At 61.2% G+C, this 24,137-nt stretch carries 21 protein-coding genes and 1 riboswitch; of the genes, 20 read left to right on the forward strand and 1 reads right to left on the reverse strand.

The annotated features are described in order from the left end of the window. Nucleotides 1-7 precede the first annotated feature (7 nt). Entirely contained in the window at nt 8-1,456 is a 1,449-nt protein-coding gene (xylB, locus tag RS694_RS01065) for a xylulokinase (RefSeq protein ID WP_029707923.1), read from the forward strand. Nucleotides 1,457-1,499: 43 nt separating this feature from the next. Further along, nucleotides 1,500-2,813 (forward strand): xylose isomerase, encoded by a 1,314-nt coding sequence (xylA, locus tag RS694_RS01070; RefSeq protein ID WP_029707921.1) that lies wholly within the window; start codon nt 1,500-1,502, stop codon nt 2,811-2,813. Between the two features lie 19 nt (nt 2,814-2,832). On the opposite strand, the gene RS694_RS01075 is transcribed toward xylA, so the two are convergent. Then, nucleotides 2,833-3,417 carry a Crp/Fnr family transcriptional regulator gene (locus RS694_RS01075; RefSeq protein ID WP_051391897.1) on the reverse strand — a complete coding sequence of 195 codons (585 nt, stop codon included), beginning with the start codon at nt 3,415-3,417 and terminating at the stop codon, nt 2,833-2,835. Between the two features lie 92 nt (nt 3,418-3,509). Next, a riboswitch (S-adenosyl-L-homocysteine riboswitch) is annotated at nt 3,510-3,593 on the forward strand. Nucleotides 3,594-3,615: 22 nt separating this feature from the next. Here RS694_RS01075 and metH point away from each other — a divergent pair. From metH to RS694_RS20355, 18 genes are all read left to right on the forward strand, one after another. Further along, nucleotides 3,616-6,375 (forward strand): methionine synthase, encoded by a 2,760-nt coding sequence (metH, locus tag RS694_RS01080; RefSeq protein WP_076069227.1) that lies wholly within the window; start codon nt 3,616-3,618, stop codon nt 6,373-6,375. Nucleotides 6,376-6,509: 134 nt separating this feature from the next. After that, nucleotides 6,510-7,256: an outer membrane lipoprotein gene (locus RS694_RS01085; protein ID WP_051391896.1), complete on the forward strand. Its 747-nt coding sequence runs from the start codon at nt 6,510-6,512 to the stop codon at nt 7,254-7,256. 47 nt (nt 7,257-7,303) lie between these two features. Continuing rightward, nucleotides 7,304-9,067 carry a GspE/PulE family protein gene (locus RS694_RS01090; RefSeq protein ID WP_276324433.1) on the forward strand — a complete coding sequence of 588 codons (1,764 nt, stop codon included), beginning with the start codon at nt 7,304-7,306 and terminating at the stop codon, nt 9,065-9,067. A gap of 6 nt (nt 9,068-9,073) precedes the next feature. Further along, nucleotides 9,074-10,312 (forward strand): type II secretion system F family protein, encoded by a 1,239-nt coding sequence (locus tag RS694_RS01095; protein ID WP_029707912.1) that lies wholly within the window; start codon nt 9,074-9,076, stop codon nt 10,310-10,312. Between the two features lie 69 nt (nt 10,313-10,381). Next, entirely contained in the window at nt 10,382-10,834 is a 453-nt protein-coding gene (locus tag RS694_RS01100) for a hypothetical protein (RefSeq protein WP_152528825.1), read from the forward strand. A gap of 190 nt (nt 10,835-11,024) precedes the next feature. Further along, a complete protein-coding gene (locus RS694_RS01105; protein ID WP_029707909.1) occupies nt 11,025-11,423 on the forward strand; it encodes a type II secretion system protein in 399 nt (132 codons plus the stop codon). A gap of 192 nt (nt 11,424-11,615) precedes the next feature. Next, nucleotides 11,616-12,095: a prepilin-type N-terminal cleavage/methylation domain-containing protein gene (locus tag RS694_RS20955; RefSeq protein ID WP_029707908.1), complete on the forward strand. Its 480-nt coding sequence runs from the start codon at nt 11,616-11,618 to the stop codon at nt 12,093-12,095. Beyond that, nucleotides 12,088-12,594 (forward strand): prepilin-type N-terminal cleavage/methylation domain-containing protein, encoded by a 507-nt coding sequence (locus tag RS694_RS01115; RefSeq protein ID WP_029707907.1) that lies wholly within the window; start codon nt 12,088-12,090, stop codon nt 12,592-12,594. The genes RS694_RS20955 and RS694_RS01115 overlap by 8 nt, the downstream gene beginning before the upstream one ends. A gap of 2 nt (nt 12,595-12,596) precedes the next feature. Next, entirely contained in the window at nt 12,597-13,457 is an 861-nt protein-coding gene (locus tag RS694_RS01120; RefSeq protein ID WP_051391894.1) for a PulJ/GspJ family protein, read from the forward strand. Beyond that, entirely contained in the window at nt 13,454-13,879 is a 426-nt protein-coding gene (locus RS694_RS01125; RefSeq protein WP_029707905.1) for a hypothetical protein, read from the forward strand. Before RS694_RS01120 ends, RS694_RS01125 begins: the two co-directional genes overlap by 4 nt. A 104-nt stretch (nt 13,880-13,983) precedes the next feature. Beyond that, nucleotides 13,984-17,355 carry a DUF6701 domain-containing protein gene (locus tag RS694_RS01130; RefSeq protein ID WP_152528824.1) on the forward strand — a complete coding sequence of 1,124 codons (3,372 nt, stop codon included), beginning with the start codon at nt 13,984-13,986 and terminating at the stop codon, nt 17,353-17,355. Nucleotides 17,356-17,520: 165 nt separating this feature from the next. Beyond that, a complete protein-coding gene (locus RS694_RS01135; RefSeq protein ID WP_029707903.1) occupies nt 17,521-18,612 on the forward strand; it encodes a pilus assembly protein PilM in 1,092 nt (363 codons plus the stop codon). Between the two features lie 8 nt (nt 18,613-18,620). Beyond that, nucleotides 18,621-19,289, forward strand: coding sequence for a PilN domain-containing protein (locus tag RS694_RS01140; protein ID WP_029707902.1), 669 nt, complete (start codon nt 18,621-18,623; stop codon nt 19,287-19,289). Then, nucleotides 19,286-19,900 carry a hypothetical protein gene (locus RS694_RS01145; RefSeq protein WP_029707900.1) on the forward strand — a complete coding sequence of 205 codons (615 nt, stop codon included), beginning with the start codon at nt 19,286-19,288 and terminating at the stop codon, nt 19,898-19,900. Before RS694_RS01140 ends, RS694_RS01145 begins: the two co-directional genes overlap by 4 nt. 29 nt (nt 19,901-19,929) lie before the next feature. Beyond that, a complete protein-coding gene (locus RS694_RS01150) occupies nt 19,930-20,355 on the forward strand; it encodes a hypothetical protein (protein ID WP_152528823.1) in 426 nt (141 codons plus the stop codon). Nucleotides 20,356-20,366: 11 nt separating this feature from the next. Next, nucleotides 20,367-22,100 (forward strand): pilus (MSHA type) biogenesis protein MshL, encoded by a 1,734-nt coding sequence (locus RS694_RS01155; protein ID WP_051391893.1) that lies wholly within the window; start codon nt 20,367-20,369, stop codon nt 22,098-22,100. Next, nucleotides 22,100-23,035 carry an ExeA family protein gene (locus RS694_RS01160; protein ID WP_051391892.1) on the forward strand — a complete coding sequence of 312 codons (936 nt, stop codon included), beginning with the start codon at nt 22,100-22,102 and terminating at the stop codon, nt 23,033-23,035. Before RS694_RS01155 ends, RS694_RS01160 begins: the two co-directional genes overlap by 1 nt. Next, nucleotides 23,032-24,102, forward strand: coding sequence for a tetratricopeptide repeat protein (locus RS694_RS20355; protein WP_152528822.1), 1,071 nt, complete (start codon nt 23,032-23,034; stop codon nt 24,100-24,102). Before RS694_RS01160 ends, RS694_RS20355 begins: the two co-directional genes overlap by 4 nt. The last annotated feature ends 35 nt before the right edge of the window (nt 24,103-24,137 follow it).

Below are 24,137 nucleotides of genomic sequence, written 5' to 3' on the forward strand. Positions count from 1 at the left end.
CGTACGCATGTTTATTGGCATTGACATTGGCACCTCCGAAGTAAAGGTGCTGCTTTTGACCTCCGACCACACCGTGCTCGGCTCGGCGGGCACCGCACTCACCGTGCAGCGCCCGCACCCTGGTCATAGCGAACAGAATCCGCACGACTGGTGGGCCGCCACGCAGTCTGCACTGGCACAGCTGCGTGCTGCCCACCCGCAAGAATTTGCCGCGGTGCAAGCCATTGGCCTGTCGGGCCAGATGCATGGTGCTGTGCTGCTGGACGCGCAAGACCAGGTGTTGCGCCCCGCCATTTTGTGGAACGACACACGCTGCGCGGCTGAATGCGCAGAGATGATGGCCGAACTGCCCACGCTCACTGATCTGGCCGGCACGCTGGCCATGCCAGGCTTCACCGCGCCCAAGCTGCGCTGGGTGGCCAAGCATGAGCCCGCCGTCTTCCAACAAGTTGCCAAGGTGCTGCTGCCCAAAGACTATGTGCGCCTGAAGCTCACCGGCGAGTACGTGAGCGACATGTCCGACGCCAGCGGCACGCTGTGGCTGGACGTACAACAGCGTACCTGGTCAGACGCCCTGCTGGCGTTGACCGGCCTGACGCAGGCCCACATGCCGCGCCTGGTGGAGGGCAGCGCGCCCGGCGGCTACCTGAAGGCCGATGTGGCCCAGGCCCTGGGCCTGAATGCAGGCATCGTGGTGGCCGGTGGCGCTGGCGACAACGCAGCCAGTGCCGTGGGCATGGGTGCGGTGGACGCGGGCCAGGGCTTTTTGTCGCTGGGCACCAGCGGCGTGCTGTTCGTCGTCACCCCCAGCTACCAGCCCAATGCGGCCAGCGCCACGCATGCGTTTTGCCACGCCGTGCCCGGCCGCTGGCACCAGATGAGCGTGATGCTGTCTGCCGCCAGCAGCCTTCAGTGGGTCACCGACCTTCTGGGCGCACCGAACGCCGGTGTGGTGGCAAGCAAGGCCGCCGAGCTGTCGCTGGCGGACCGCGCAGCGTCACCCTTGTTTTTGCCCTATCTCGGTGGTGAGCGCACGCCGCACAACGATGCGAATGTGCGCGGCAGCTTTCACCAACTGAGCTTTGACACCGACGCGGCTCGCCTGGGCTACGCGGTGATCGAAGGCGTGACCTTTGGCCTCAAAGACGGCCTGGCCGCGCTGAATGCCGCAGGCAGCAGCGTGAGCCGCCTGTCTCTGGTAGGTGGCGGCGCGCGCAGTGCCTTTTGGGCGCAACAGTTGGCCTCCGCCCTAAATGCCGAAGTGGTCACCCATGGAAGCTCCGCTGTCGGTGGTGCCCTGGGTGCCGCCCGCCTGGGCTGGCTGGCCACCGGCGCTACCCAAAGCGCCGTGTGCTTGAGCCCCGAGGTAGAAGCCAGCTACCACCCCAACCCCGCCGAACAAGACCTGCTGGCTGTGCGCTACGCGCAGTTCCGCAGCCTGTACCGCCCAGCCTAATCCGACCCCACCCCTCAACACTTTTTTTTATTCCGAGAACACCATGAGTACCTACTTCTCCAACGTCTCCCCCATTGCCTATGAAGGCCCCACCTCCAGCAACCCGCTGTCGTTCAAGTGGTACGACAAAGACCGCATCGTGCTGGGCAAGCGTATGGAAGAGCAGCTGCGCTTCGCCGTCTGCTACTGGCACAGCTTCTGCTGGAATGGCCTGGACCCGTTTGGTGGCGACACCTTCCAGCGCCCTTGGCAACACATGGCCGACCCCATGACCGCGGCCAAGGCCAAGGCGGATGTGGCGTTTGAGTTCTTCAGCAAGCTGGGCGCGCCCTACTACTGCTTCCACGACCGCGACGTGGCCCCCGAAGGCGCCACTCCGCGTGACAGCGTGAATAACCTGCGCGAGATGGTGGACGTGCTGGGCGCCAAGCAGGCCGAGACCGGCATGAAGCTGCTGTGGGGCACGGCAAACTTGTTCAGCCACCGCCGCTTCATGTCGGGTGCGGCCACCAACCCCAACCCCGAAATCTTTGCCCTGGGCGCGCTGCAGGTGAAAGAAGCCATGGATGCCACGCTGAAACTTGGCGGCGCCAACTACGTGCTGTGGGGCGGCCGCGAAGGCTATGAGACCCTGCTGAACACGCGCATAGGCCATGAACTGGACCAGATGGGCCGTTTCCTCAACATGGTGGTGGAGTACAAGCACAAGATCGGCTTCAAGGGCACCATCCTGCTCGAACCCAAGCCGCGCGAACCGTCCAAGCACCAGTACGACTTTGACAGTGCCACGGTGTACGGCTTCCTGTGCCGGTACGGTTTGGAGAAGGAAATCAAGGTCAACATCGAAGCCAACCACGCCACGCTGGCTGGCCACAGCTTCGAGCACGAAATCGCCACCGCAGTCGACCTGGGCATCTTCGGTTCCATCGACATGAACCGCGGTGACATGCAGTGCGCATGGGACACCGATCAGTTCCCCAACAGCATTCCCGAAACCGCGCTGGCCATGTACACCATCCTGCAAGGCGGCGGTTTCGTCAACGGCGGAGTGAATTTTGACGCCAAGGTGCGCCGCCAGTCCATCGACCCCGAAGACATGTTCCACGGTCACATTGGCGGCATGGATGTGACCGCGCGCGCGCTGCTGATTGCGGAAAAAATGATCAACGACGGCAAGCTGGCCAAGCTGGTGGAAGACCGTTATGCGGGCTGGAAAGCCCCGTTCGGCCAAAACGTACTGGACGGCAAGATGACCCTGGAGGCAGTCGCCGCCCATGTGGTGGATCGCAATACCGACACCCAGCCCGTGTCCGGCCGCCAAGAGTTGCTGGAGAACCTGCTGAATACCTACATTTGAGGGGGTGGAAGTCCCCGCTCTAGTGGGCGGGGCCTATGGCCGAAGGGTGGGTGATGTGGGCCAGCTCTTCGCGCATGGTGGTGGCCAGACGGGCATAGAGCTTGAGCTGGCGGTTGGTGTCGCGCAGGCGTTCGGCGATATGGGCTGAAACGCCCAGCAGCAGCCGGGCTGCCACGGCCGGGTCTTTGACAATCATGGCGTCCACGGCCTCCCGTGTCAGGATGGCACACCACACATCGGTGCTGGCGGTGCACGAGGCGGAGCGCGGTTCGTTGTCGATCAGCGCCATCTCGCCGACCAGACTGCCCGGGCCCAGCACCCGCACGGTGACGGGTTCGGTGCGGCTCACGGTAATGCGCTCAATCACCACCTCGCCTTCGACCAGCAAGGCCATGAAACGGTTGTCGCCAACGTCCCCCTCGCGGATGAAGGTGGTGTTGGCGGGGAAAAACCGGGGCGTCATGTAGGCCACAACCGCGCGGGCCTCTTCGAGAGACAGGTGGGTCAGGGCGTCCGGGGCGGCCAGGAGCTCTGCCGCACGTTCTGCCCCCGGTGAGGGATTGCTCACGGGTTCCTGCGTGGCCGGGGACGCGTTTTCGGTCATGGTCCGCTCCTGCAGGAGCCCTCCTGTTGTGGTTTTGCGCCATCCTAGCCCAGACGGTCGCCCCGTGCACGCGGTTCGCCGTTAAAATGACAGCTTCCAAGGAGCGTTGCAGCGGGCCACACAGTGTCCGTCAGGCTTGGATGGCGTTTAACCGACCGCAACGACGCTCACCTGAATGCTGTTTTACAGGTGAGATGCATGCCCTCCAATTCCCCTAGCCCTGCGGCTGTCGCTTCCGTTGCCCCCATGATGCTGTCCGGCCTGGAGCCGGTCACGCTTGATTCTTCGTCGCTGTTTGTCAACATCGGTGAACGCACCAATGTCACGGGCTCCAAGGCCTTTGCCCGCATGATTCTCAACGGCGAGTTTGAGCAGGCCCTGGCTGTGGCGCGCCAGCAGGTGGAAAACGGCGCCCAGATCATCGATATCAACATGGATGAGGCCATGCTGGACAGCCAAGCCGCCATGGTGCGCTTCCTGAACCTGATTGCCAGCGAACCCGATATTTCCCGCGTGCCCATCATGATCGACAGCTCCAAATGGAGCGTCATCGAAGCCGGCCTGCGCTGCGTGCAGGGCAAAGGCATCGTCAACTCCATCAGCATGAAGGAAGGCGTGGAGCAGTTCAAGCAACAGGCCAAGCTGCTGCGCCGTTATGGTGCCGCCGCCGTGGTGATGGCGTTTGACGAGCTGGGCCAGGCAGATACCTACCAGCGCAAGATTGAAATCTGCGAGCGGGCCTACCGCATCCTGGTGGACGAGATCGGTTTTCCAGCAGAAGACATCATCTTCGACCCCAACATCTTCGCCATTGCCACCGGCATTGAAGAACACAACAACTACGCGGTGGACTTCATTGAAGCCACGCGCTGGATCAAACAAAACCTGCCGGGCGCCAAGGTGTCGGGTGGTGTGAGCAACGTGTCCTTTTCGTTCCGTGGCAATGACCCGGTGCGCGAAGCCATCCACACCGTGTTCCTGTACCACGCGATCCAGGCTGGCATGGACATGGGCATCGTCAACGCCGGCATGGTCGGCGTGTACGACGACCTGGAGCCCGAGCTGCGCACCCGCGTGGAAGACGTGGTGCTCAACCGCCGCCCCGACGCGGGTGAACGTCTGGTGGAGATCGCCGAAACCGCGAAAAGTGGCGCCAAGGACGATAGCAAACGGCTGGAGTGGCGTGGGACCGCCGAAGCGCCAGCGTCGGTTGGCCAGCGCCTGAGCCACGCGCTGGTGCATGGCATCACTGACTTCATCACCGAAGACACCGAAGAGGCTTACCGTGGCATTCTTGCCAAGGGCGGCCGCCCGTTGCACGTCATTGAAGGCCCTTTGATGGACGGCATGAACATCGTCGGCGACCTGTTTGGCCAGGGCAAGATGTTTTTGCCCCAGGTGGTGAAAAGTGCCCGGGTCATGAAGTCCGCGGTAGCGCATTTGATTCCCTACATCGAAGAAGAAAAGCGCCAGGACGAAGCCGCCGGGCGCGATGTGCGTACCAAGGGCAAGATCGTGATTGCCACCGTCAAGGGCGATGTGCACGATATCGGCAAGAACATTGTCACCGTGGTCTTGCAGTGCAATAACTTCGACGTGGTCAACATGGGTGTGATGGTGCCCTGCCACGAAATTCTGGCCCGTGCCAAGCTCGAAGGCGCCGACATCGTGGGCCTCTCGGGCCTGATCACGCCGAGTCTGGAAGAGATGCAGTACGTGGCCGGTGAGATGCAGAAGGACGATTACTTCCGCATCAAGAAAATTCCGCTGCTGATCGGTGGCGCGACCACCAGCCGCGTGCACACGGCGGTGAAGATTTCGCCCCATTACGAAGGCCCTGTGGTGTATGTGCCCGACGCCTCCCGCAGTGTCAGCGTGGCGCAAAGCCTGCTCTCGGACCAGGCGGCCAAATACGTGGACGAGCTGAATGCCGACTACGACAAGGTCCGCCACCAGCACGCGAATAAGAAGCAGACGCCGATGTGGTCGCTGGACAAGGCACGCGCGAATAAGACACCGGTGGACTGGAGCCACTACCAGCCGACACGTCCCAAATTCATTGGCCGCCGTGTTTTCAAGAACTTTGACCTGGGCGAGCTGGCCAAGTACATCGACTGGGGCCCGTTCTTCCAGACCTGGGACCTGGCCGGCCCGTTCCCCGCCATCCTGAAAGACGAAATCGTCGGCACTGAGGCTGTGCGTGTGTACGCCGACGGCCAGCGCATGCTCAAGCGCCTGATCGAAGGCCGCTGGCTTACAGCCAACGCCGTGGTCGCGCTGTACCCGGCCAACACGGTGAACGACGATGACATCGCGTTCTACACCGACGAGAGCCGCACGGACGTCGCCATGACCTGGTACGGCCTGCGTCAGCAGACCGAAAAGCAGGTGATTGACGGCGTGATGCGCCCCAGCCGCTGCCTGGCTGACTTTGTTGCGCCCAAGGGTGTGGCCAACGACTACGCGGGCCTGTTTGCGGTGACCGCAGGCATTGGTGTAGACAAGAAGGAAAAGTATTTCCTGGACGACCTGGACGACTATTCCGCCATCATGCTCAAGGCGATCGCCGACCGCCTGGCCGAGGCCTTTGCCGAAGCCCTGCACCACCGCGTGCGCACTGACCTGTGGGGTTATGCCAGCAACGAGGCGTTGAGCAATGAAGACATGATTGCCGAGAAATACAAGGGGATTCGCCCCGCGCCCGGTTACCCGGCTTGCCCGGACCATAGCGTCAAGAAGGACATGTTCGACCTGCTGCAATGCGAAGAAATTGGCATGGCGGTGACCGAAAGCCTGGCCATGACGCCCGCCGCCAGCGTGAGCGGCTTCTACATCGGCCATCCCGATGCCACCTACTTCAACGTGGGCAAGATTGGCGATGACCAGGTGCAAGACCTGGCGCGCCGGCGCGGCTTGCAGGCTGCAGCACTGCAGCGCCTGCTGGCGCCCAACCTCTAGGGTTCCACGGCGAGTGGGGCGCTGCGCTTTACGCTGTGTTACACAACAGACACGCAGCAGCCGACTGCGCTGTGTACCTTTGCAGGGCGACATCCGTTGAATACCAGCGGATACCGCCATTCAAGGAGAACAGTATGTTGATCACAAGCCCCTCACCTGGCCAGACCCTGGCCCCCTCCCCACGCGTTTTGTGGGCCGTGGTGGGCGCACTGGGCATCACCACCCTGGCTCTGGGTGCCACCGTGTTGCACCTGCGTGCGCCCAGCGCCGATCTGGCCGTGGCCCAGGCCGTCCCAGTAAGCACCGAGCCTGCTGCTGTGTTGGAGACCCCAGCGACGCCAAAGCAAGCCCCTGTTTCAGTGTCAAAAGTGCCTGTAGCCCCCGCCAAACATGCGCAAGCAGCTACTAAATCAGTAGCAAATAAGCGGCCTGTATCCAGCACGTCTACGGCTACCCAACCCAGGAATGAGGCCGTGTTGGCTTCGGATACGCGCCCTGCTGCGCCGGTGTGCGCGGTCTGTGGCACGGTGGAGGGGGTTACCCCGGTGCAGCGCGAGCAATCCCAAGTGGGGCTCGGTGCCGTGGCCGGGGCGGCGTTGGGCGGTCTGCTGGGCAACCAGGTGGGCAGTGGCACCGGCAAGGCCGCAGCCACCGTTCTGGGCGTGCTGGGCGGCGGCTGGGCCGGCCACACCGTGGAAAAACGCATGAAGCAGGAAACCCGCTACCAGGTTGACGTGCGCATGGAAGACGGCAGCCTGCGCAGCATTGAACAAGCCACACCTGCGACCGTGGGTGCGCGCGTCACGGTGGATGGCGATACCCTGAGCCCGGCTTCCAGGCCCCCAGTGCAGCAGACTGCCGTAGTCCAAACCACGTACTAAAGGGCCTCACGTGCTATCATTTTTGCAAACTGCAAAAGGATTAGCGCATGAACATGGCCGCTGCGGCGCCTAACGCGCCACTGGGAGCACGCCCCCCTTCGGGTCGACCCGAGAAACTGCGTCTGGGGGATGTGCTGGTCCAGCAGAAGCTCATTTCGCAGGAGCAACTGCAGCAAACGCTGGAGTTGCAGCGTACCACCGGCAAAAAAGTCGGTCGTCTGCTCATAGAGACCGGCGTCATCACTGAAGAGCTGCTGGCCAATGGTTTGGCGCGCCAGCTGCGCATCCCTTTTGTCAACCTCAAGACGTTTCCCTTCCGTGCGGACGTCGTGCGCCTGTTGCCCGAGTCCAGCGCGCGGCGCTTCAAGGCGCTGGTGCTGGAAGACAAAGGCGATGTTCTGCTGGTCGCCCTGTCCGACCCGTTGGACTTGTTTGCCTACGACGAACTCACCCGTATCCTCAAGCGCAACATCGGCATTGCGGCCGTGCCAGAGAGCCAGCTGGCCGCGGCGTTTGACCGCCTATACCGACGCTCGGAAGAGATCAGTGGCCTGGCCCGTGCGCTGGAAAAAGATCTGGGTGACACGGTCGACTTTGGTGAACTCACCGCAACGGTAGGCATTGAAGGTGCACCGGTGGTGCGCCTGCTGCAATCGCTGTTTGAAGACGCCATTCAAGTGGGCGCGTCCGACGTGCACATCGAGCCGCAAGAGGGTTTCCTGCAAATCCGGGTGCGCGTGGACGGTGTATTGCAAACCCAGACCCAGGCCGACAAACGCATCGGCGGCGCGTTGGCCCAGCGCCTGAAGCTCATGGCCGGGCTGGATATTTCCGAGAAGCGATTGCCGCAAGACGGCCGCTTCAGTGTGCGTATCAAGGACAACACGATTGACGTGCGGCTTTCTACACTGCCCACCACCTATGGTGAAGCGGCCGTCATGCGCCTGCTGAATCAGGGCGCTGGCATGCGCCGCCTGGACAGCATTGGCATGCCGCCTGCCATGCTCCGGCGCTTCCGCGAGGTGCTGGCCCGTACGTCTGGCATGGTGCTGGTCACCGGCCCCACAGGGTCCGGCAAAACCACCACGCTGTATGCAGCGCTGGCCGAAATCAACGCGGCCGAGCTCAAAGTCATCACCGTGGAAGACCCGGTGGAGTACCGATTGCCTGGCATCACGCAGGTGCAGGTCAATGACAAGATTGAACTGACCTTTGCCAAGGTGCTGCGTTCCTGCCTGCGCCAGGACCCGGATGTCATTCTGGTCGGTGAAATGCGCGATGCCGAGACAGCCGAGATCGGTCTGCGCGCCGCCATCACAGGTCACTTGGTGCTCTCTACCCTGCACACACGCGATGCCATGAGCACGCCGTTCCGTCTGCTGGACATGGGGGTGCCGTCATTCATGGTATCCACGTCTCTTCAGGCCGTTATTGCGCAGCGTCTGGTGCGACTGAACTGTGTGGAGTGCGCCGCACCCCATACCCCTTCGCCCCAGGAACAAAGCTGGTTGACTGCCATGATCGCTACAGGCGAGTCGGTGACTGCCAAGCGTGGGTTGGGATGCTCAACCTGCAACGGCACCGGTTATGCCGGTCGCCAGGGGGTGTATGAACTGCTGGAGATGGACGCCACACTGACCCAAGCCGCGTCCCAATCCAATCCGGCCGCCTTCATGCGCGCGGCGCGCGAACGCATGAAAGGCCACACCATGCCTTTCCACGCGCTGGAGCTGGTGCGCCAGGGCAAAACCTCGCTGGCAGAAGCCATGCGTATTGGTTTTGAAGTCGATCCTGGCGACGAGCAGGATTAAGCGTCCATGGCTGTTTATTCATGGCGGGGGCGCAACAACCGGGGTGAAGCTGTTGACGGTCAACTGGAGGCCTTGTCTGAGGGCGGGGTCGCGGACCAGCTGTTGTCCATTGGGGTGTCACCCGTGCACATCGCTCTGGCACAAGTCAAAGACGACCAACCCACGGGCTCTGTGCTGGAGTGGCTCAACCGCAAGCCGGTGGTGGTGGAAGACCTGCTGATTTTTTCTCGGCAGATGTACACGTTGAACAAAGCCGGCGTGCCCATCTTGCGTGCGTTTGCCGGCTTGGAAGCGTCGGCCACCAAGCCGGCGATGGTGGACATGCTCAAAGACATCCGCGCCAGCTTGGACCAGGGGCGCGAGTTGTCGGCGGCCATCGCGCGCCATATAGATTTGTTTGGCGGCTTCTACGTCTCCATGATTCGCGTGGGGGAGATGACGGGGCGGCTGACCGAAGTGTTTCTGCGACTGACCGAACACATGGAGTTTGAGCGCGATGTGCGTGAGCGCATCAAGCAGGCCATGCGTTACCCCATGTTTGTCATGATCGCCATGGCTATTGCCATCGTGATTCTGAACACTCTTGTGATTCCGGAGTTTGCCAAGGTGTTTGCCGGCTTCAACGCCGAGTTGCCTCTGATCACCCGTGGTTTGTTGGCATTCTCCAGTTGGATGATCAACTGGTGGCCGCTGTTGATTGCACTGGGAGTCGGTACAGCGGTGGGAGTAAGCGCCTACCTGCGCACGCCAGAAGGGCGTTACCGCTGGGACGCGCGCAAACTCAAACTGCCTATCGTGGGTGACATTATTTTGAAGGCCACGTTGGCACGTTTCGCTCGCAGCTTTGCGCTGTCCAGCCAGAGCGGCGTGCCGCTGGTGCAGGCACTCACCGTGGTGGCGCAGACGGTGGACAACGCTTTCATTGGCAGCCGCATTGAGCAGATGCGCGATGGCATTGAGCGCGGCGAAAGTATCTCGCGCTGCGCTGCGGCCACAGGCGTATTCACTCCGGTGGTGCTGCAGATGATCAATGTGGGCGAGGAAACCGGCGAGCTGGACAACCTGCTCTTCGAGATTGCCGCCATGTACGAGCGCGACACGGACTACAGCATCAAGGGCTTGTCTGCCTCTATTGAGCCCATATTGCTCGCTGTGATTGGCGTATTGGTGCTCCTGTTGGCGCTGGGTGTGTTCCTTCCGCTGTGGAACATGGGCCAGGCGGCCATGGGCCGGGGCGGCGGCTAAGCCGTGGCCGCGCTGCGACCGATTGCACAGCCTTCACCTGTCTGGGGTGGGCGTTTGGCGGAATGGGGCGTGTTGTTGCTGTTGGTCCTAGTCTTGGCGACAGTGTTTGTGCGGCAGGTGCGTCAAGTGCAGGGGCAGGCCGAGCTGGCGCAGATCAAAAGTACGTTGGGGGCCCTGCGCACAGCTTTGGTCGTCGCCCATCTGGAGGCAACCGTGGCGACTGGCCGGGGTAATGCGCAACACGCGGGAATGCCTGCGCAACGCAATCCGTTTCTTGCTCTGGCCTCTTTACCTGCCAATTACGCAGGTGTGGCGACCCCCGAGGAGATGGTTGCCTTACCCGGCGGAAGTTGGGTGTTTGACCCTGTTTGCGCCTGTGTGGGCTACCACCCCATGGAGTCGGACCGGCTGGAATTGCCTCAAGGTGAGCAGTCTCTCTGGTTCCAGATCAGCCCGCCGCCCGGGCCTTTGCAGCTTCGCGCCCAGATGCCCTACGTATGGATGGGCCAGGTTGTGGACTAGGTAAAGATGGCAAAAAACACGATATAAGGGTAAATGTTGATGCAAATCAGGCACTTGGACGCCAAACTTGATGCACAAAAATAGCCCATTGCAATAGAATTAATCTGCAATGCGTCTATCTTTATCTATAAAGACGTTGGGGCCCGTTGCAAGACGGAGCTAAAAGATTTTTAAACGAAAGGCAGACAATATGAAACAAGCACAACGCGGCTTTACGCTAATTGAGTTGGTGATGGTGATCGTGATCCTCGGCGTGTTGGCTGCCGTGGCGATTCCGAAATTTGTCGATTTGAAGAGCGATGCCCAAGCGGCATCCCTGAAGGGTGTTGCTGGTGCTGCAGCGTCTGCCTCGGCTATCAACTACGGCGGTTGCGCCATTTCCACAGCAGCAAGTGATGCGAATAAATGCAAAGTGGTCAACAGCTGTGACTCTATCAAGCAAGCATTGAGTGGTGGTGTTTGGCCTACCGGTTATTCCGTGACTGGAGCGGGTTCTGTGACCAATGGAACCTCCTCAACCTGCACCCTATCGCTTTCTGGTTATACGCCTACGACCACCTTTGAAATTATTTCTGCGGGCAACCCGTAAACTGGGCGACGAAATAATCTTTGCGGGACAAGATTCCGCGAGCATCTTCTAGCTTGACAAAATCAGCGAGCATCTCATTGGGGTACTCGCTGTTTTCTTTTTTACGTTCCGTTCATTGGATATGTCCACAAGGTAAACATGGCGCCCGGACAAAAGTATCGACAGCTAGGCCAATCGGCACGGCGCTGCCGCATGGGCGGATTCACCCTGATTGAACTGATCATGGTTCTGGTCTTGCTTGGCGTGCTGGCGGTGGTTGCTGCGCCGCGTATGTTCAATGGCAACGACTTCGAGGCGCGGGGGTTCCACGACCAAACCCTGTCCTACTTGCGTTATGCCCAAAAAACGGCCATTGCCCAACGCCGCACGGTCTGTGTGACTTTCACCAATAACTCGCTCACGTTAAGCATTGCGTCCGCAGAGGCTACGCTGGATTGCACTGCATCGGCAACACCGTTTTTTGGCCCCGGACGCGACGGTTCAGCAACGCTGAATGTCAAACCGGGTTCGGGTGTCATCTATAGCTCCACGCCTGCCGCCCTCAATTACAACGGCCTGGGCCAGCCAACAACCAGCGCTGGCGTGGCCCTGACCACAGCCAGGAACCTGCAAGTGGTGGGCGTGGCAAACGCCATCACGGTCGAAGCGGGAACGGGTTATGTCCATGAGTAACAGACGCCAACATTGCGGCTTCACACTGATTGAAGTCATTATCTTCATCGTGGTGGTGGGCGTCGGCTTGGCGGGCATTCTTTCGGTGATGAACACAGTAGTCAAGTCCAGCGCCGACCCCCTGATCGCCAAGCAGACAGTGGCCATTGCGGAGTCGATGCTGGAGGAAATCTTGCTGAAGGAGTACTGTGACCCTGACACACGTTCTACGGCAGCCCCTCCCGTCTGCCCTGCGCGCATACCTGCAGACCAGGAAGCAGCGCGGGCCAACTTTGACGACGTGGACGACTACAACGGCTATACCCACAACGGCATCGTCGATTTGACCGGTGCCGCCGTTGCCGGGCTGGCCAACTACAACATTACCAATGTCTCGGTTGCCGTCACGACTGCAGCGCAGAACACTGCATTGAATGCGGTGGGGGCAAAACGTGTGACGGTGACCGTCACCGGTCCGCAAGGTCCCGTCACCCTGACCGGCTACCGGTCAAACTACTAACCATGTCCTCCAGCACAACCCGTCAACATGGATTCACCCTGATCGAACTGATCATGGTGATCGTCATCATTGGCGCAATTGGCGGCATGGTGGCGGTGTTCATGAAGGGGCCGATAGATGCTTATCTCGTCAGCGGCCGCCGTGCCGCACTAACCGACGTGGCCGACACGGTGGTGCGACGCATGGCGCGCGACCTTCACAGGGCGTTGCCTAACAGCATTCGCACCAGCACCAGTGCCACCCCCACCAATTGCCTGCAATTCATTCCCACCAAAACGGGCGGACGCTACCGCGCAACAGGCGCGGGGAGCCTTGATTTCGCCGCAGGCTCTGCCACCTTCAACATGCTGGGTAGCAATGCGGCGCTTCCGTCAGACCAAAGCATCGTGCCTGGCGATGTCATCGTGGTTTACAACCTGGGCTTTGCTCCGGCTGATGCCTATACCGGAGGCAACATTGGAACCGTTGGTGGCGCGGCCCCATTGGCCGAGTCGGCGGCGCCCATTGAAACCACGATTCCCCTGACTGCCACTGTGACTTTCCCGCTAGAGTCGGGCGGCAGGCGTTTTCATGTCGTACCTGGTGCTGAGCGCATCGTGTCTTACGAATGCATCGGCACCAATTTGCAGCGTGCCACCAGCAACGCTTTTGTTGCTGCCGCCAGTTGCCCGCTCGACGCTCCGACCACGGTCAGCGTTATCGCCAGTAATGTGAACTGCGCTGCGGCCAGCACATGGTTTAACTACGCGGGAAGTGACCTGCAACGCAATGCGCTGGTCAGCATGGGGCTGACGATCCGCGACAGCTCGGGCACCGAGTCGATTACCCTGCAGCACGAAGTGCATGTGAGCAACACGCCATGAGCCATCGCCAAAGTGCCCAAGGCGGTTTTGCCGCCATCGCTGCCATCTTTCTGGTGGTGGTGCTGGCCGCGCTGGGCGGTTTCATGCTGTCGTTTTCCAACACGCAGCAGATCTCGTCGGCCCAGGATGTGCGGGGTTCCAGGGCCTATTGGGCCGCTCGCGCCGGGCTGGAGTGGGCGGTGGTGGCGATTCCGCCCGCATCGACGGCATCACCCGACGCATGCACGGTCACAAATCCGCCAGGGACGATTGACGGTTTTACGATCACTGTTGCCTGTACCAAGGTCACCTATGCCGAGACTGGAGTCACTTCCGGCGTATCGCCCACCGCCATTGTCCGGATAACGGTCACAGCGTCGACAGGCACTGTCGGCTCCATAGCCTATATCGACCGTAGCGTCACAGCCTCGGTTGAGCAGTGATGAGAGCCCCCATTGATGCAGAAGATTACAGCCAGAGTTGGCGGTCTCGTTGTTGACGTAGGATGTGCTGAATGCAATATGTCGGCTGTATTGGAGATAAGACCGTGCAACAAAAATCTCTCTATTCCAAGCACCTCATGGGCGAAATCATGGAGTTGAATTTCCGATCTGCAGGTGCTGTGCGCACGTTGGTCGCTTGGCTGTTGGGGTTGTCGCTCGCTCTGGGCAGCGTCACCACGGTTTATGCCATCGGCTACACGCCCTCTATCACCACGGCCTATCCACAGTTGACCGTCAACCCCAGCGCCACCCAGGTGAACTGGACAGTCAGTACCGCCACCTGCAATGTTCCTTCGCGCTATAACGTGTGCGACGATGGAAAGTCAGACATCATGTCCATCGGTTTCAACTTCACTTTTGCGGGTGTCGTTTATAACAAGTGGAGCATGTCCACCAATGGCGTAATTTTCTTCGAGACTGCCGCCGCGGGTGGCAACAGTACGGGCGACACCGACTACACGACGACCGCGCTGCCGACCACCGCGTTTGGCGGAGTGATTGGGCCTCCCAGCACCGTCAAGGCGGCGCTCATGCCCTTCTGGGCCGATTTGCAGAAGAATGCCAGCGTGGCCGGCGCCAACAATTCCGCAGGCCAGCCTGCCAACGCCAGCTTCTACCAATACGAGATGCAGACCGTGTCGGGCAAGCAGGTGCTCGTGGTGCAACTAAAGAACGCGGTGTACTGGAACACCTCGCCACAGTTGTATGTGAATCTGCAGGTGCAGCTATGGTCAACCGGTGAGATCGTTTACTCTTACGGCGCCATGCAGGTGATGACGACCAATCCGGCGTTGCGCATTGGCCTGCAGTATCCGGGTGCTGTGGGGGGGTGCAATACCCTGGCCAACAACCAAAGCACATCCCTGAGCAACCAATCGTATTTATACACGTGGGACGCCGCGGCCGCCGCTTGCCCGCCATTGCCCACGGTCAACCACTACGAGATTCGCCACGACGGTGCCTCCACGCTCTGCGCGGAGCCTGTGACGGTGCTGGCCTGCTCGTCTGGCACTACACCGTGTCCGTCGGCGAGCATCATCAACACACAAATCATCAACGTTTCGGTGGCGGTAACCGGGGCTGGTAGTCTGGCCACGCCCAATATCAATCCAGCCAGTTCCAATATCGAGCCAGCGGCACCTTCGCAGGCGATCAATATTACGTGGGCCTCGGGCAGTTCGGGCGCAGCGACATTCGTACTCAACACGACTCTGTCGGCCACCAATGCCCTGCAGTGCACCAATGTTGCGGGGACTGCCGCCTATGCCAATTGCAGGATGACGGTTGCCAACACCGCCTGCATTGCGCCACCACACCACTACGAAATCCAGGGGCCTGCCAGTGGCACCACTTGCGCCAACCACACGTTTACCATCAAGGCTTGGGCAAATGCTGCGCAGACGACCGCCTACACCGCAGGTGTGACTACCGGCACGCTCACAGCTTCCGGCAACCCGGCCTCCATGCCCAGCCTAGGCGCATTCACGATTGCGTCGGGCAGCAGCACGGTCGACATCACACCCATCACGTTTCCCTCCATAGGAACGACGACGTTCTCCACCACCGCCACACCGGCATTGGCGGGGGCCACGACCTGCAACTTTGGTGGCTCCACCTCATCCTGTGCGTTTACCGTCGCGGTCGGTTGCGTGGCAGACTTCAACTGCGTGGAAACTTCTGCCAACGCTGCCAACACAGCTGATTCCAACGCCTCTACAGGAAAACTCTATACCAAGCTGGCGGGTACAGCCTTTACATTTGACGTGGTGGCCCGCAAGGCCGATGGCTCAGTGCTTACCACGTATGCTTCTGAGGCCGACAAATCCGTCACCGTGGAATTGGTGGATGGCGCGGGCGCGACGGTGTGTGCTTCCCGTGTTGCGCTAGTTCCGGCGGTCAACAGCCAAACGCTGACATTCGCCAAAACCGGCCAATCCTCCGACCTCGGACGCAAGAGCATCAGCTTCACGGCAGCCAACGCCTACCAGAACGTACGCTGCCGCGCGACAGACGCCACGAGTACCAGCACAAAAAGCTGTTCAAGTGATAACTTTGCCATTCGCCCTTCCGCCGTGACTCTGGTCACGACCGCGAATGCCCCTGTTCCGTCTGTCAGCAATCCGACTGGCACGGCCACAACCATCTTCAAGGCCGGTGGCAATTTCACGCTGCGCGCCACCACCAGCGCAGGTACCAACTATGCGGGTACTCTGGACCAAGACACCGATCAATTCACCTCTCAAGATCCGACCCAAACGACAAAAGCAAATGGTGGAACCACCGGGACACTCACGCCTGCCAGCCTGACGGGTAACGCAACTGCGGCAGCAACTGCGGCAAATGCAACCTACACCGAAGTGGGCTACCTGTACCTGGGTACTGGTGCCTTTGCCGATACCAGCTACACCGCCGTGGACAACAATGCCAACCACGACTGCATTCAAAACAGCTTCTCCGACGCGTTGCCAGCGCTCCCTGCGGCACAAAAATATGGCTGCAACATCGGTAACACCACCGAGGTTTCACTGGGGCGCTTTATTCCCGACCGCTTTGAAACCGCTGTTTCGGCAGCCCCCATAGGCTGCCCAGGGGGGTTAACCTGCCCTGCCAACCCAGCACCCAGTGTCAACGGGTTTGTGTACGCCAACCAGCCGCTTACCGTGCAGGTCATCGCCAAAAATACTACCGTAACTAACGCTACCACCCCTACCACTAATACCACCCAAAACTACCGCAGCAATTTCGCCAAAGCCACCACACTGAGTGCCTGGAGCGCCAAGGGGGGCGCAACTGCCAATCCCGGTGGAGGAACACTGGCCAACACCGCCGTTGCCAGCGAGGCATTTATCAAGGGCGTGGCGAGCGTAACCCCAAGTTATGGCACTACATTGCCAACCTTGCTGGCACCAACCGATGTGTATTTCCGCGCCGCCGAAAATGCTGCGGGTGGAGATGGCGTCACCTCCTTGCAGACCACAGCCGCCAACTCGGTAGAGGCGGGGCTCAAATTAGCCAGTGGACGCTTCAAGATTGACAATGCCTATGGCTCCGAGCGGCTGGCCCTGCCCATCGTCACAACGGTGCAGTACTACACCGGCGCCACATGGGTGACCAGCCTGACGGATAACGCAACCACCTATAACAGTGCGCTGACAACGGCCACGCCTACGCCGGGCAATGTACTGCTGGCTTCTGCCGTCGGGCTGGGTGCGCCAGCTGGTAGCGCCGTTGCAGTGGTCGGTCCCGCCAGCGCGGCGGTGGTGAGCGGAGTACGGACCTTCCGCCTTGCCGCGCCCATGTCCTCGGGAAAGGTCAACATTTCCGTCAACACACCTATTTACCTGCCCAGCGTTTCGGGTTTGGCTACTTTTGGCGTGTTCAGAAGCCCCCTGATCTACCGCAGAGAAAACTATTGAAACGACCTATGTATATTCGTTCATGTGAAATACTGCCTCCAAAGGCTGTCATGATTGCGCAATCAGCTATTAAAATGAGAGCAAGCCGCTCTGCGCGTCACCCAACATGATCGAAGCAACGCTCCATCGCTATCTGTTCTCTCCCATCCGGAAGGCCCGCTAACCATGCGCTGGCCCTGGCAACGCAAGTCTTCTGCCGACCTGCTGGTCATTTCCTGGTCTGACCAGACGCTGGCCTATGTGCTGGCACGCCCCGTGGGCAAGGGGTATGAGATCAAGCGCACGGGTGTGGAACGCCAAGGCAGTGACAACCGTGACGAGCTGGTGCGCCGCTTGCAGGCGCTGGGTCTCAAGGGCTTGCGCACCCACATCATGCTGCGCCCAGAGCAGTACCAGTTTTTGCAGATTGATGCGCCCGCCGTGCCGCCTGAAGAGTTGCGTTCGGCGGCCCGCTACCAAATCCGAGAGCTGGTGGATGTGCACCTGGATGACATCACGCTCGATGTGATGCGTCTGGGCGATGGCCAGGAAAAAGGCCAGGCCCATCTGTTTGTGGTGGCCGCCAAAAGTGCCGTGGTGCGCGATGCCATGGAATTGGCAAACGCCATGCAATGGGACGTGAGTGTGATTGATGTGCAAGAAACTGCGCAGCGCAATCTGCAAAGTCTGGTGGCCCAAAGCGAAGCGCGCCTGGACCGGGCTACGGCGGCGCTGGTGCTGACCGACAACAAACAAGCCATGCTGACGATCAGCGCCAACGAAGAACTGTTCTACACCCGCCGCCTCGAGTTGCCCGAGGGGTTCATGGCTATGACCTGGGGTCAGAGCGAGATGGCGGAATCGTCGGACAGCTACACACCGGTGAATGAGTATGTGCCTGACTACAGCGTGGGTGGCGTGGCGTATGGCAACGACTATTCCGATGCACGTGGTCCTGCGGCCAGTGCGGGCGGTGCTGGCAGCAGCAGTGCCCAGGCGGATTACGAACGCGCCCAGCGGTTGGTCGTCGAAGTGCAGCGCTCGCTGGACCTGTGGGACCGTTCCTGGACCCAACTGCCCCTGGCCGGGGTGCGTGTGTTTGCCGGTGCCCGTTCGCAGGAGTTGGCCGACTGGCTGGGCCGTGAAATAGGCCAAACCGTAGGCGTGTTGAACGCAGCACCGCTGCTCAAGGGCTTGCCAGCGGCTGAAACGGCGGATGCCATGTACTGTCTGCCTCTGGCGGGTGTGCTGCTGCGCACCGACGGCCGCAAACTGTAGAGCCCGCCATGCCGCAGCAAATCAATCTTTGTACTCCCCTTCTGCTGGCGCCCAAGCGCTATTTCTCTGCGCAAACCATGGCGCTGGCCTTGGCTGTGTTTCTTGTGCTGGGCGGTGCCCTGTGTGGCGCCTGGATCTGGAACCTGAACCGCACGACGGCTAAATTGCAACAACTCAAATCCAGTCAGGCAACAGAGTTGGCGAGCCTGAAGGCGGCCTTGCTGGCCAATGCGGCGGGTGCGGCGCCCCTCAGCCCCGAACTGCAAACCCAGGTGCAAGATCTGAGGACGCAAGTACAGGTGCAGGAGAAGGTGCTGCTTGCCTTGCAGCAAGGTCGCATGGTGCCGGGTTCTGCACACTCCGATCGCCTGGCCCTGGTGTCGCGCAGCATTCCCTCCACGGTTTGGGTGACGGCGGTGAATGCAGACGCCACGCGTTTTGAAGTGGCGGGCTACACCCTGGAACCCTCTGCCCTCAACGAATGGGTCAAGCGCCTTGCGCTAAGCCCCCTGATGCAGGGCCTGCGCCTCTCCACCGTCAAAGTGCAAAGCGCCCGGTTGGTCCAAGCCACGGCCGCTGCAACCGCTACACCGACTGGGCGTGAGGCCTGGTCCTTCACGCTGGTCAGCGCGCAGCCACCAGCCCCTGTGGCCCCGCCCAAAGGGAGCACACCATGAAGCAGTGGTGGTTAAAGCAAAGCGCGCGCATTGATGCGTTGAGCCTGCGTGAGCGGTTGTTCCTCTTCCTGTCTGTCATTGCCTGCTGTCTGGCGCTCGCCGATGTGCTGTGGCTCTCTCCGGCCATGGGCGAACATACTTTGCAAACCCAGCAATCAGCGGCCCAGAATACCGAACTGCAGCGTCTGCGCACCGAGTTGCAAAGTACACCCAAACCGGTCGATGTCAATCTGCCCCTGCGCAGCGAGCAGGCTGCACTGCAGCAGCAACTGGTTGAATTGAAAAGCAACATAGCCGCCGCTGCGGGTGGTGGCAGCCTGGCCTTGGAGCCCGTGCTGGCAGAATTCTTGCGTCGCCGCGCCGGGTTGACACTGTTGTCCACGGCTACCCTGGCGGACGATGCCAGCGCCGGCAAAGATGCTGCAGTGACCGGTATTACCCGCAGGGGCGTGGAGCTTAAAGTGTCTGGCCCCTATGGCGAGTTGCAAAGTTACGTGAAAAGCCTGGAGCAGGCCCTGCCCAATTTGCGCTGGGGCCCCATGCAGTTGCTCAGTGACAAGCAGCCCCCTGTGCTGCAATTGCAGGTGTTTGTGCTGGAGGTGCAGCCGTGAGCTACTTGGGCCACACTGTCCGGACTCTCATGGGCGTCGTCCTGACATGGCACGCGTGTATGGGTGTTGCGCAGGAGATGCGTGACCCTACGGTAGCCCCGGCAGAAGCGAGCACCGCGCCGGGCGTGCCTGGCAGCGCTGCTCCGGCACCGGGCATGGCGGTGGTCGTGCAGGATGGAAAGCCGCATCTGGTGGTGGGAACGCGCCTGGTGGCCGTGGGCCAGAAGGTGGGCAACGCCCAACTGGAGCGTATTACCGAAACCGAGATCTGGCTGCGCGAAGGCAAGCAGTTGCGCAAGCTGCCGCGTTTTAATGGTATTCAGCGCAGCGTGGCAAAGCCTCCCGCCCCGTGCAAAGCGCCTGTTGCCAACACTAAACCCCGATCCAAGTCCGCCGCTGTGCCGGCCCCGCAAGCCGTATCCCCCGCAGTACCCTGCGAAGGAGTGCAACCGTGAAGTCCTGCCCCATGAATGATTTTTCTCCCATCGCGCTACCCTCTGCCCGGCGGCCCTCACTCGCACTGTGGACCCTGCTGGGTGCGAGCCTGCTGAGTGGTTGTGCTGCGTTGAACCGCCCGCTGCGCACCCCGGATGTGAGTGCCACCGTGCAGGCCGAACTGGCAGCTCCCGCACCCACGAAGGCAGTGCCCGCCAAGGTGTCCGACGCGTTGGCAGAGCCTGCCACCCCGGCGGTGGTTTTGCCCCCCGAACCCCGGCTGGACCTGCTGGTGAGCAACGCCCAGGCGCGCGAGGTATTCCTTGCCATCGTGGCCGACACCCGCTACAGCATGCTCATGCATCCCGACGTGTCGGGCACCCTGTCAGTCACTTTGCGGGGGGTCACGGTGACGGAAGCGCTGGAAGCGATTCGCGATGTCTATGGCTACGACTTCAAGATCGAGGGCCGTCGTATCACCGTCTACGCCCCCACGTTGCAGACGCGTGTGTTCACCATCAACTACCCGACATCTTTGCGTACCGGAAGCAGCGAGTTGCGCGTGTCTTCCGGGGCGGGCCTGCAGAGCACCACGACGGGTACGGGTACCTCTGCGACCACAGGCGGGACCACAACCAGCCAGCAGCCTGAAAACAGCCGCGTGTCGACCACGTCCCGTTCCGACTTCTGGGGTGAGCTGGCGGCTTCGGTGCGCAGCCTGGTGGGAACCGGCGAAGGGCGCAACGTGGTGTCCAGCCCGCAGGCGGGCATTCTGGCCGTACGTGCCATGCCTGAAGAACTGCGCCAGGTGGACAAGTTCCTCAAGGCCACCCAGGCTTCGGTGGAGCGCCAGGTCATGCTGGAAGCCAAAGTGGTTGAAGTGGAACTGCGCGATGGTTATCAAAGCGGCGTGAACTGGGGTGCTTTGGGAAGTGATGTGAATGGGCAGGTGGCGCTCGGCGTGATGGGTAGCGGGGTCAGTGGCACGAACCCCTTTGCACAAGGCACTACCACCATCAATGGCGCGGTAGCTTTCCCGGCAGGTGGTGGGGGATTGTTTGGTCTCGCCCTGGCCACCAGCCAGTTTGCGGCGGTGCTGGGTTTTCTGGAGACACAGGGCGATGTACAAACGCTCTCCAGCCCCCGCCTGGCCACGTTGAACAACCAGAAGGCGGTGCTCAAGGTCGGTTCAGACGAGTTTTATGTGACCGGTGTGACGGGCGGTACGTCTACCAGCAGCAGCTCCAACACAAGCAGCAGCAATACCACCATGCCGACGGTGACACTGACACCGTTTTTCTCTGGTATTTCGCTGGATGTGACGCCGCAGATTGACGATGGCGTGAACGTCACGTTGCATGTGCACCCATCACTCACCACGGTGACCGAAAAGACCAAGCAGGTCGATCTGGGGAGTGTGGGCAATTACCGCTTGCCGCTGGCCTCTAGCAGCGTGAATGAGACCGACACGCTGGTGCGGATTCAGGACGGCAACATCGTTGCCATTGGCGGCCTGATGCAGTTGGAATCCAGCCGCAATGCGTCGGGCCTTCCCGGTACCACGGGTATGCCGGGGCTGGGTGCTCTGTTTGGCAACCGGTCCACACAAGGCCGCAAGAAAGAAGTGATTGTGTTGATCAAACCCACCATCATCCGTACCGCTGCCGACTGGGAAGCCCAGTCGCGTCGCGCCCGCGCTGCGCTGGAAGACATGGACGCAAGCCGGGCCCGTGTGATCCAGATTGACGGTAACCTGGCCAAGTAATGTATCTGGGGCATTTTTCACTCAGGGAAGCCCCTTTTTCCATCACGCCGGATACGGACTTTTATTATCCGCACGAAGGCGCGCAGGCCTCTCTGAACATGCTGCTGGTGGCATTGCGCAGTGGGGAGGGCTTTGTCAAGGTGGTGGGCGAATTGGGCTGCGGCAAGACCGTTTTGTGCCGCCAGCTGCTCAAGGTCTTGCAGGGTGAGTTTGTCACCGCCTACATCCCCAACCCCGACATGGGGCCCGATGATTTGCTGATGGCGCTGTGTGCAGAGCTGAACTTCGAGGTCGTGCAACCGCCGCAGCGTCACCAGATGCTGGGGGCCCTGCGCGATGGTTTGCTGGCCCATGCCGAACAGGGGCGCAAGGTGTTGGTTTGTATTGACGAAGCGCAGGCCATCCCCGTGCGCACCGTGGAGAGCCTGCGGCTGCTTTCCAACCTTGAAACAGAAAAGCGAAAGCTGTTGCAGCTGGTGTTGTTAGGCCAGCCGGATCTGGACGACAAGCTGGCGCGCCCCGAGATTCGCCAACTGCTGCAGCGCATTACCTTCAGCGAATACCTGGGGCCCATGCACGCCAAACGGGTTGCGACCTACCTAGAACATCGCCTCGCCACGGCCGCATTGAATGGCAACACAGACATTCAGCTCTTCACACCCCGGGCTGCCATGGCGATTGCCCACTACAGTGCGGGCGTGCCACGGCTGATCAACATCCTGGCGCACAAATGCCTGATGTTGGCCTATGGCGAAGACCGGCAGCGTGTGTCGGTGGCGCATGTGCACCTGGCCGCGCGGGATACACCGGGCATCAAAGCGCGCAGGCCCTGGTGGCTGTGGCTGCGCCCGCTTCGGCGCAGTCCGGTGCATGGCGCATGGCGTGAAACGGATGCATTCCAGCCTCTGGGCGGTGCACGGGAGGATCCTCCATGAGTGTGATCAACAAGATGTTGCGGGACCTGGACCAACGCCAATCGGCAGAGCCGGGCTTGCGTCAGGGCGTCACCAGCGTTTCAGGGGCCGCCATCCGTCCGCCGGCAAGGCGCAAGGCGCGTGGATCACGGGCATTCCTTATCGGCGGGGTGCTGGTGTTGGTGCTGGGAATCGGTCTGGGGTACGTGTGGACGTTCGGATTGCCGGAAAGTCTGAGGACGCTGATGGAGTCTTCTGTGCAGGTGCCAGCCATGGCATCCACGCCTGCCGCTGTTCCAGCGCCGCCCCCTGAGCCAGCGGCGGCGCCCCAGGTCGTGATAGCGCCGCCTCTGCCAGTGGCCTCTGCGCCCGAGGTGCTAGCGCCGGTCACGCCACCACCCGTGGTTGAAAGTCGCCCCGCTACGCCTCCCCCTGCCCAACCCACACCGGTGCTGCGGGCGGAGCCAGCATTGCGCAGCGCCAGGAATGTCCCTGCTACGACCCCTGCAGTCGCGCCGGCCGCCGTGCCTGCCAGCGCTCCCGTGGTGTCGCCAGCGCATGTCCCAGTGCCGCGCGAGACCCCTGCACAGCGCCAGCAACTGGCCGCCAAGGAAACCCTGGCCAACGCACAAGCCCTGTGGAATAGCGGCTCGCGGGATGCGGCGATAGACCTTTTGCAGGAAGCCGTGTCCAGCGCTGAGCGCGGTGCTGCCCCGGCCCAGGTCCTGCCGCCTTTGGTGCGCGAACTGGCGCGGATGCAACTGGCCGAGTCACGCCCGGGCGCGGTGTGGGCGCTGCTCACCCGGCTGGAGCCGCAATTGCGCAACGAGGCGGACCTGTGGGCCGTGCGCGCCAATGCGGCGCAGCGCCTGGGGCACCACCAGGACAGCGTGCAGTCGTATACGACTGCGCTGCAGTCACGCCCCACCGAGCAGCGCTGGTTATTGGGCGCCGCGGTGTCTCTGGCCGCGCTGGGTCAGATTGCCAACGCCGCCGAGATGGCGGACAAGGCGCGTGCCAGTGGTCCCATCAGCCGGGATGTGTTGCAGTACCTGCGCCAGATGGGTGTGCCGGTTAAGGATCAATAAGCACTCCAGCCCGCATTCAGCTTGCGCAAGCAGCT

Origin of the sequence: Rhodoferax saidenbachensis, from assembly GCF_001955715.1 — a bacterium.
GTDB classification, from domain to species: Bacteria; Pseudomonadota; Gammaproteobacteria; order Burkholderiales; family Burkholderiaceae_C; genus Allorhodoferax; species Allorhodoferax saidenbachensis.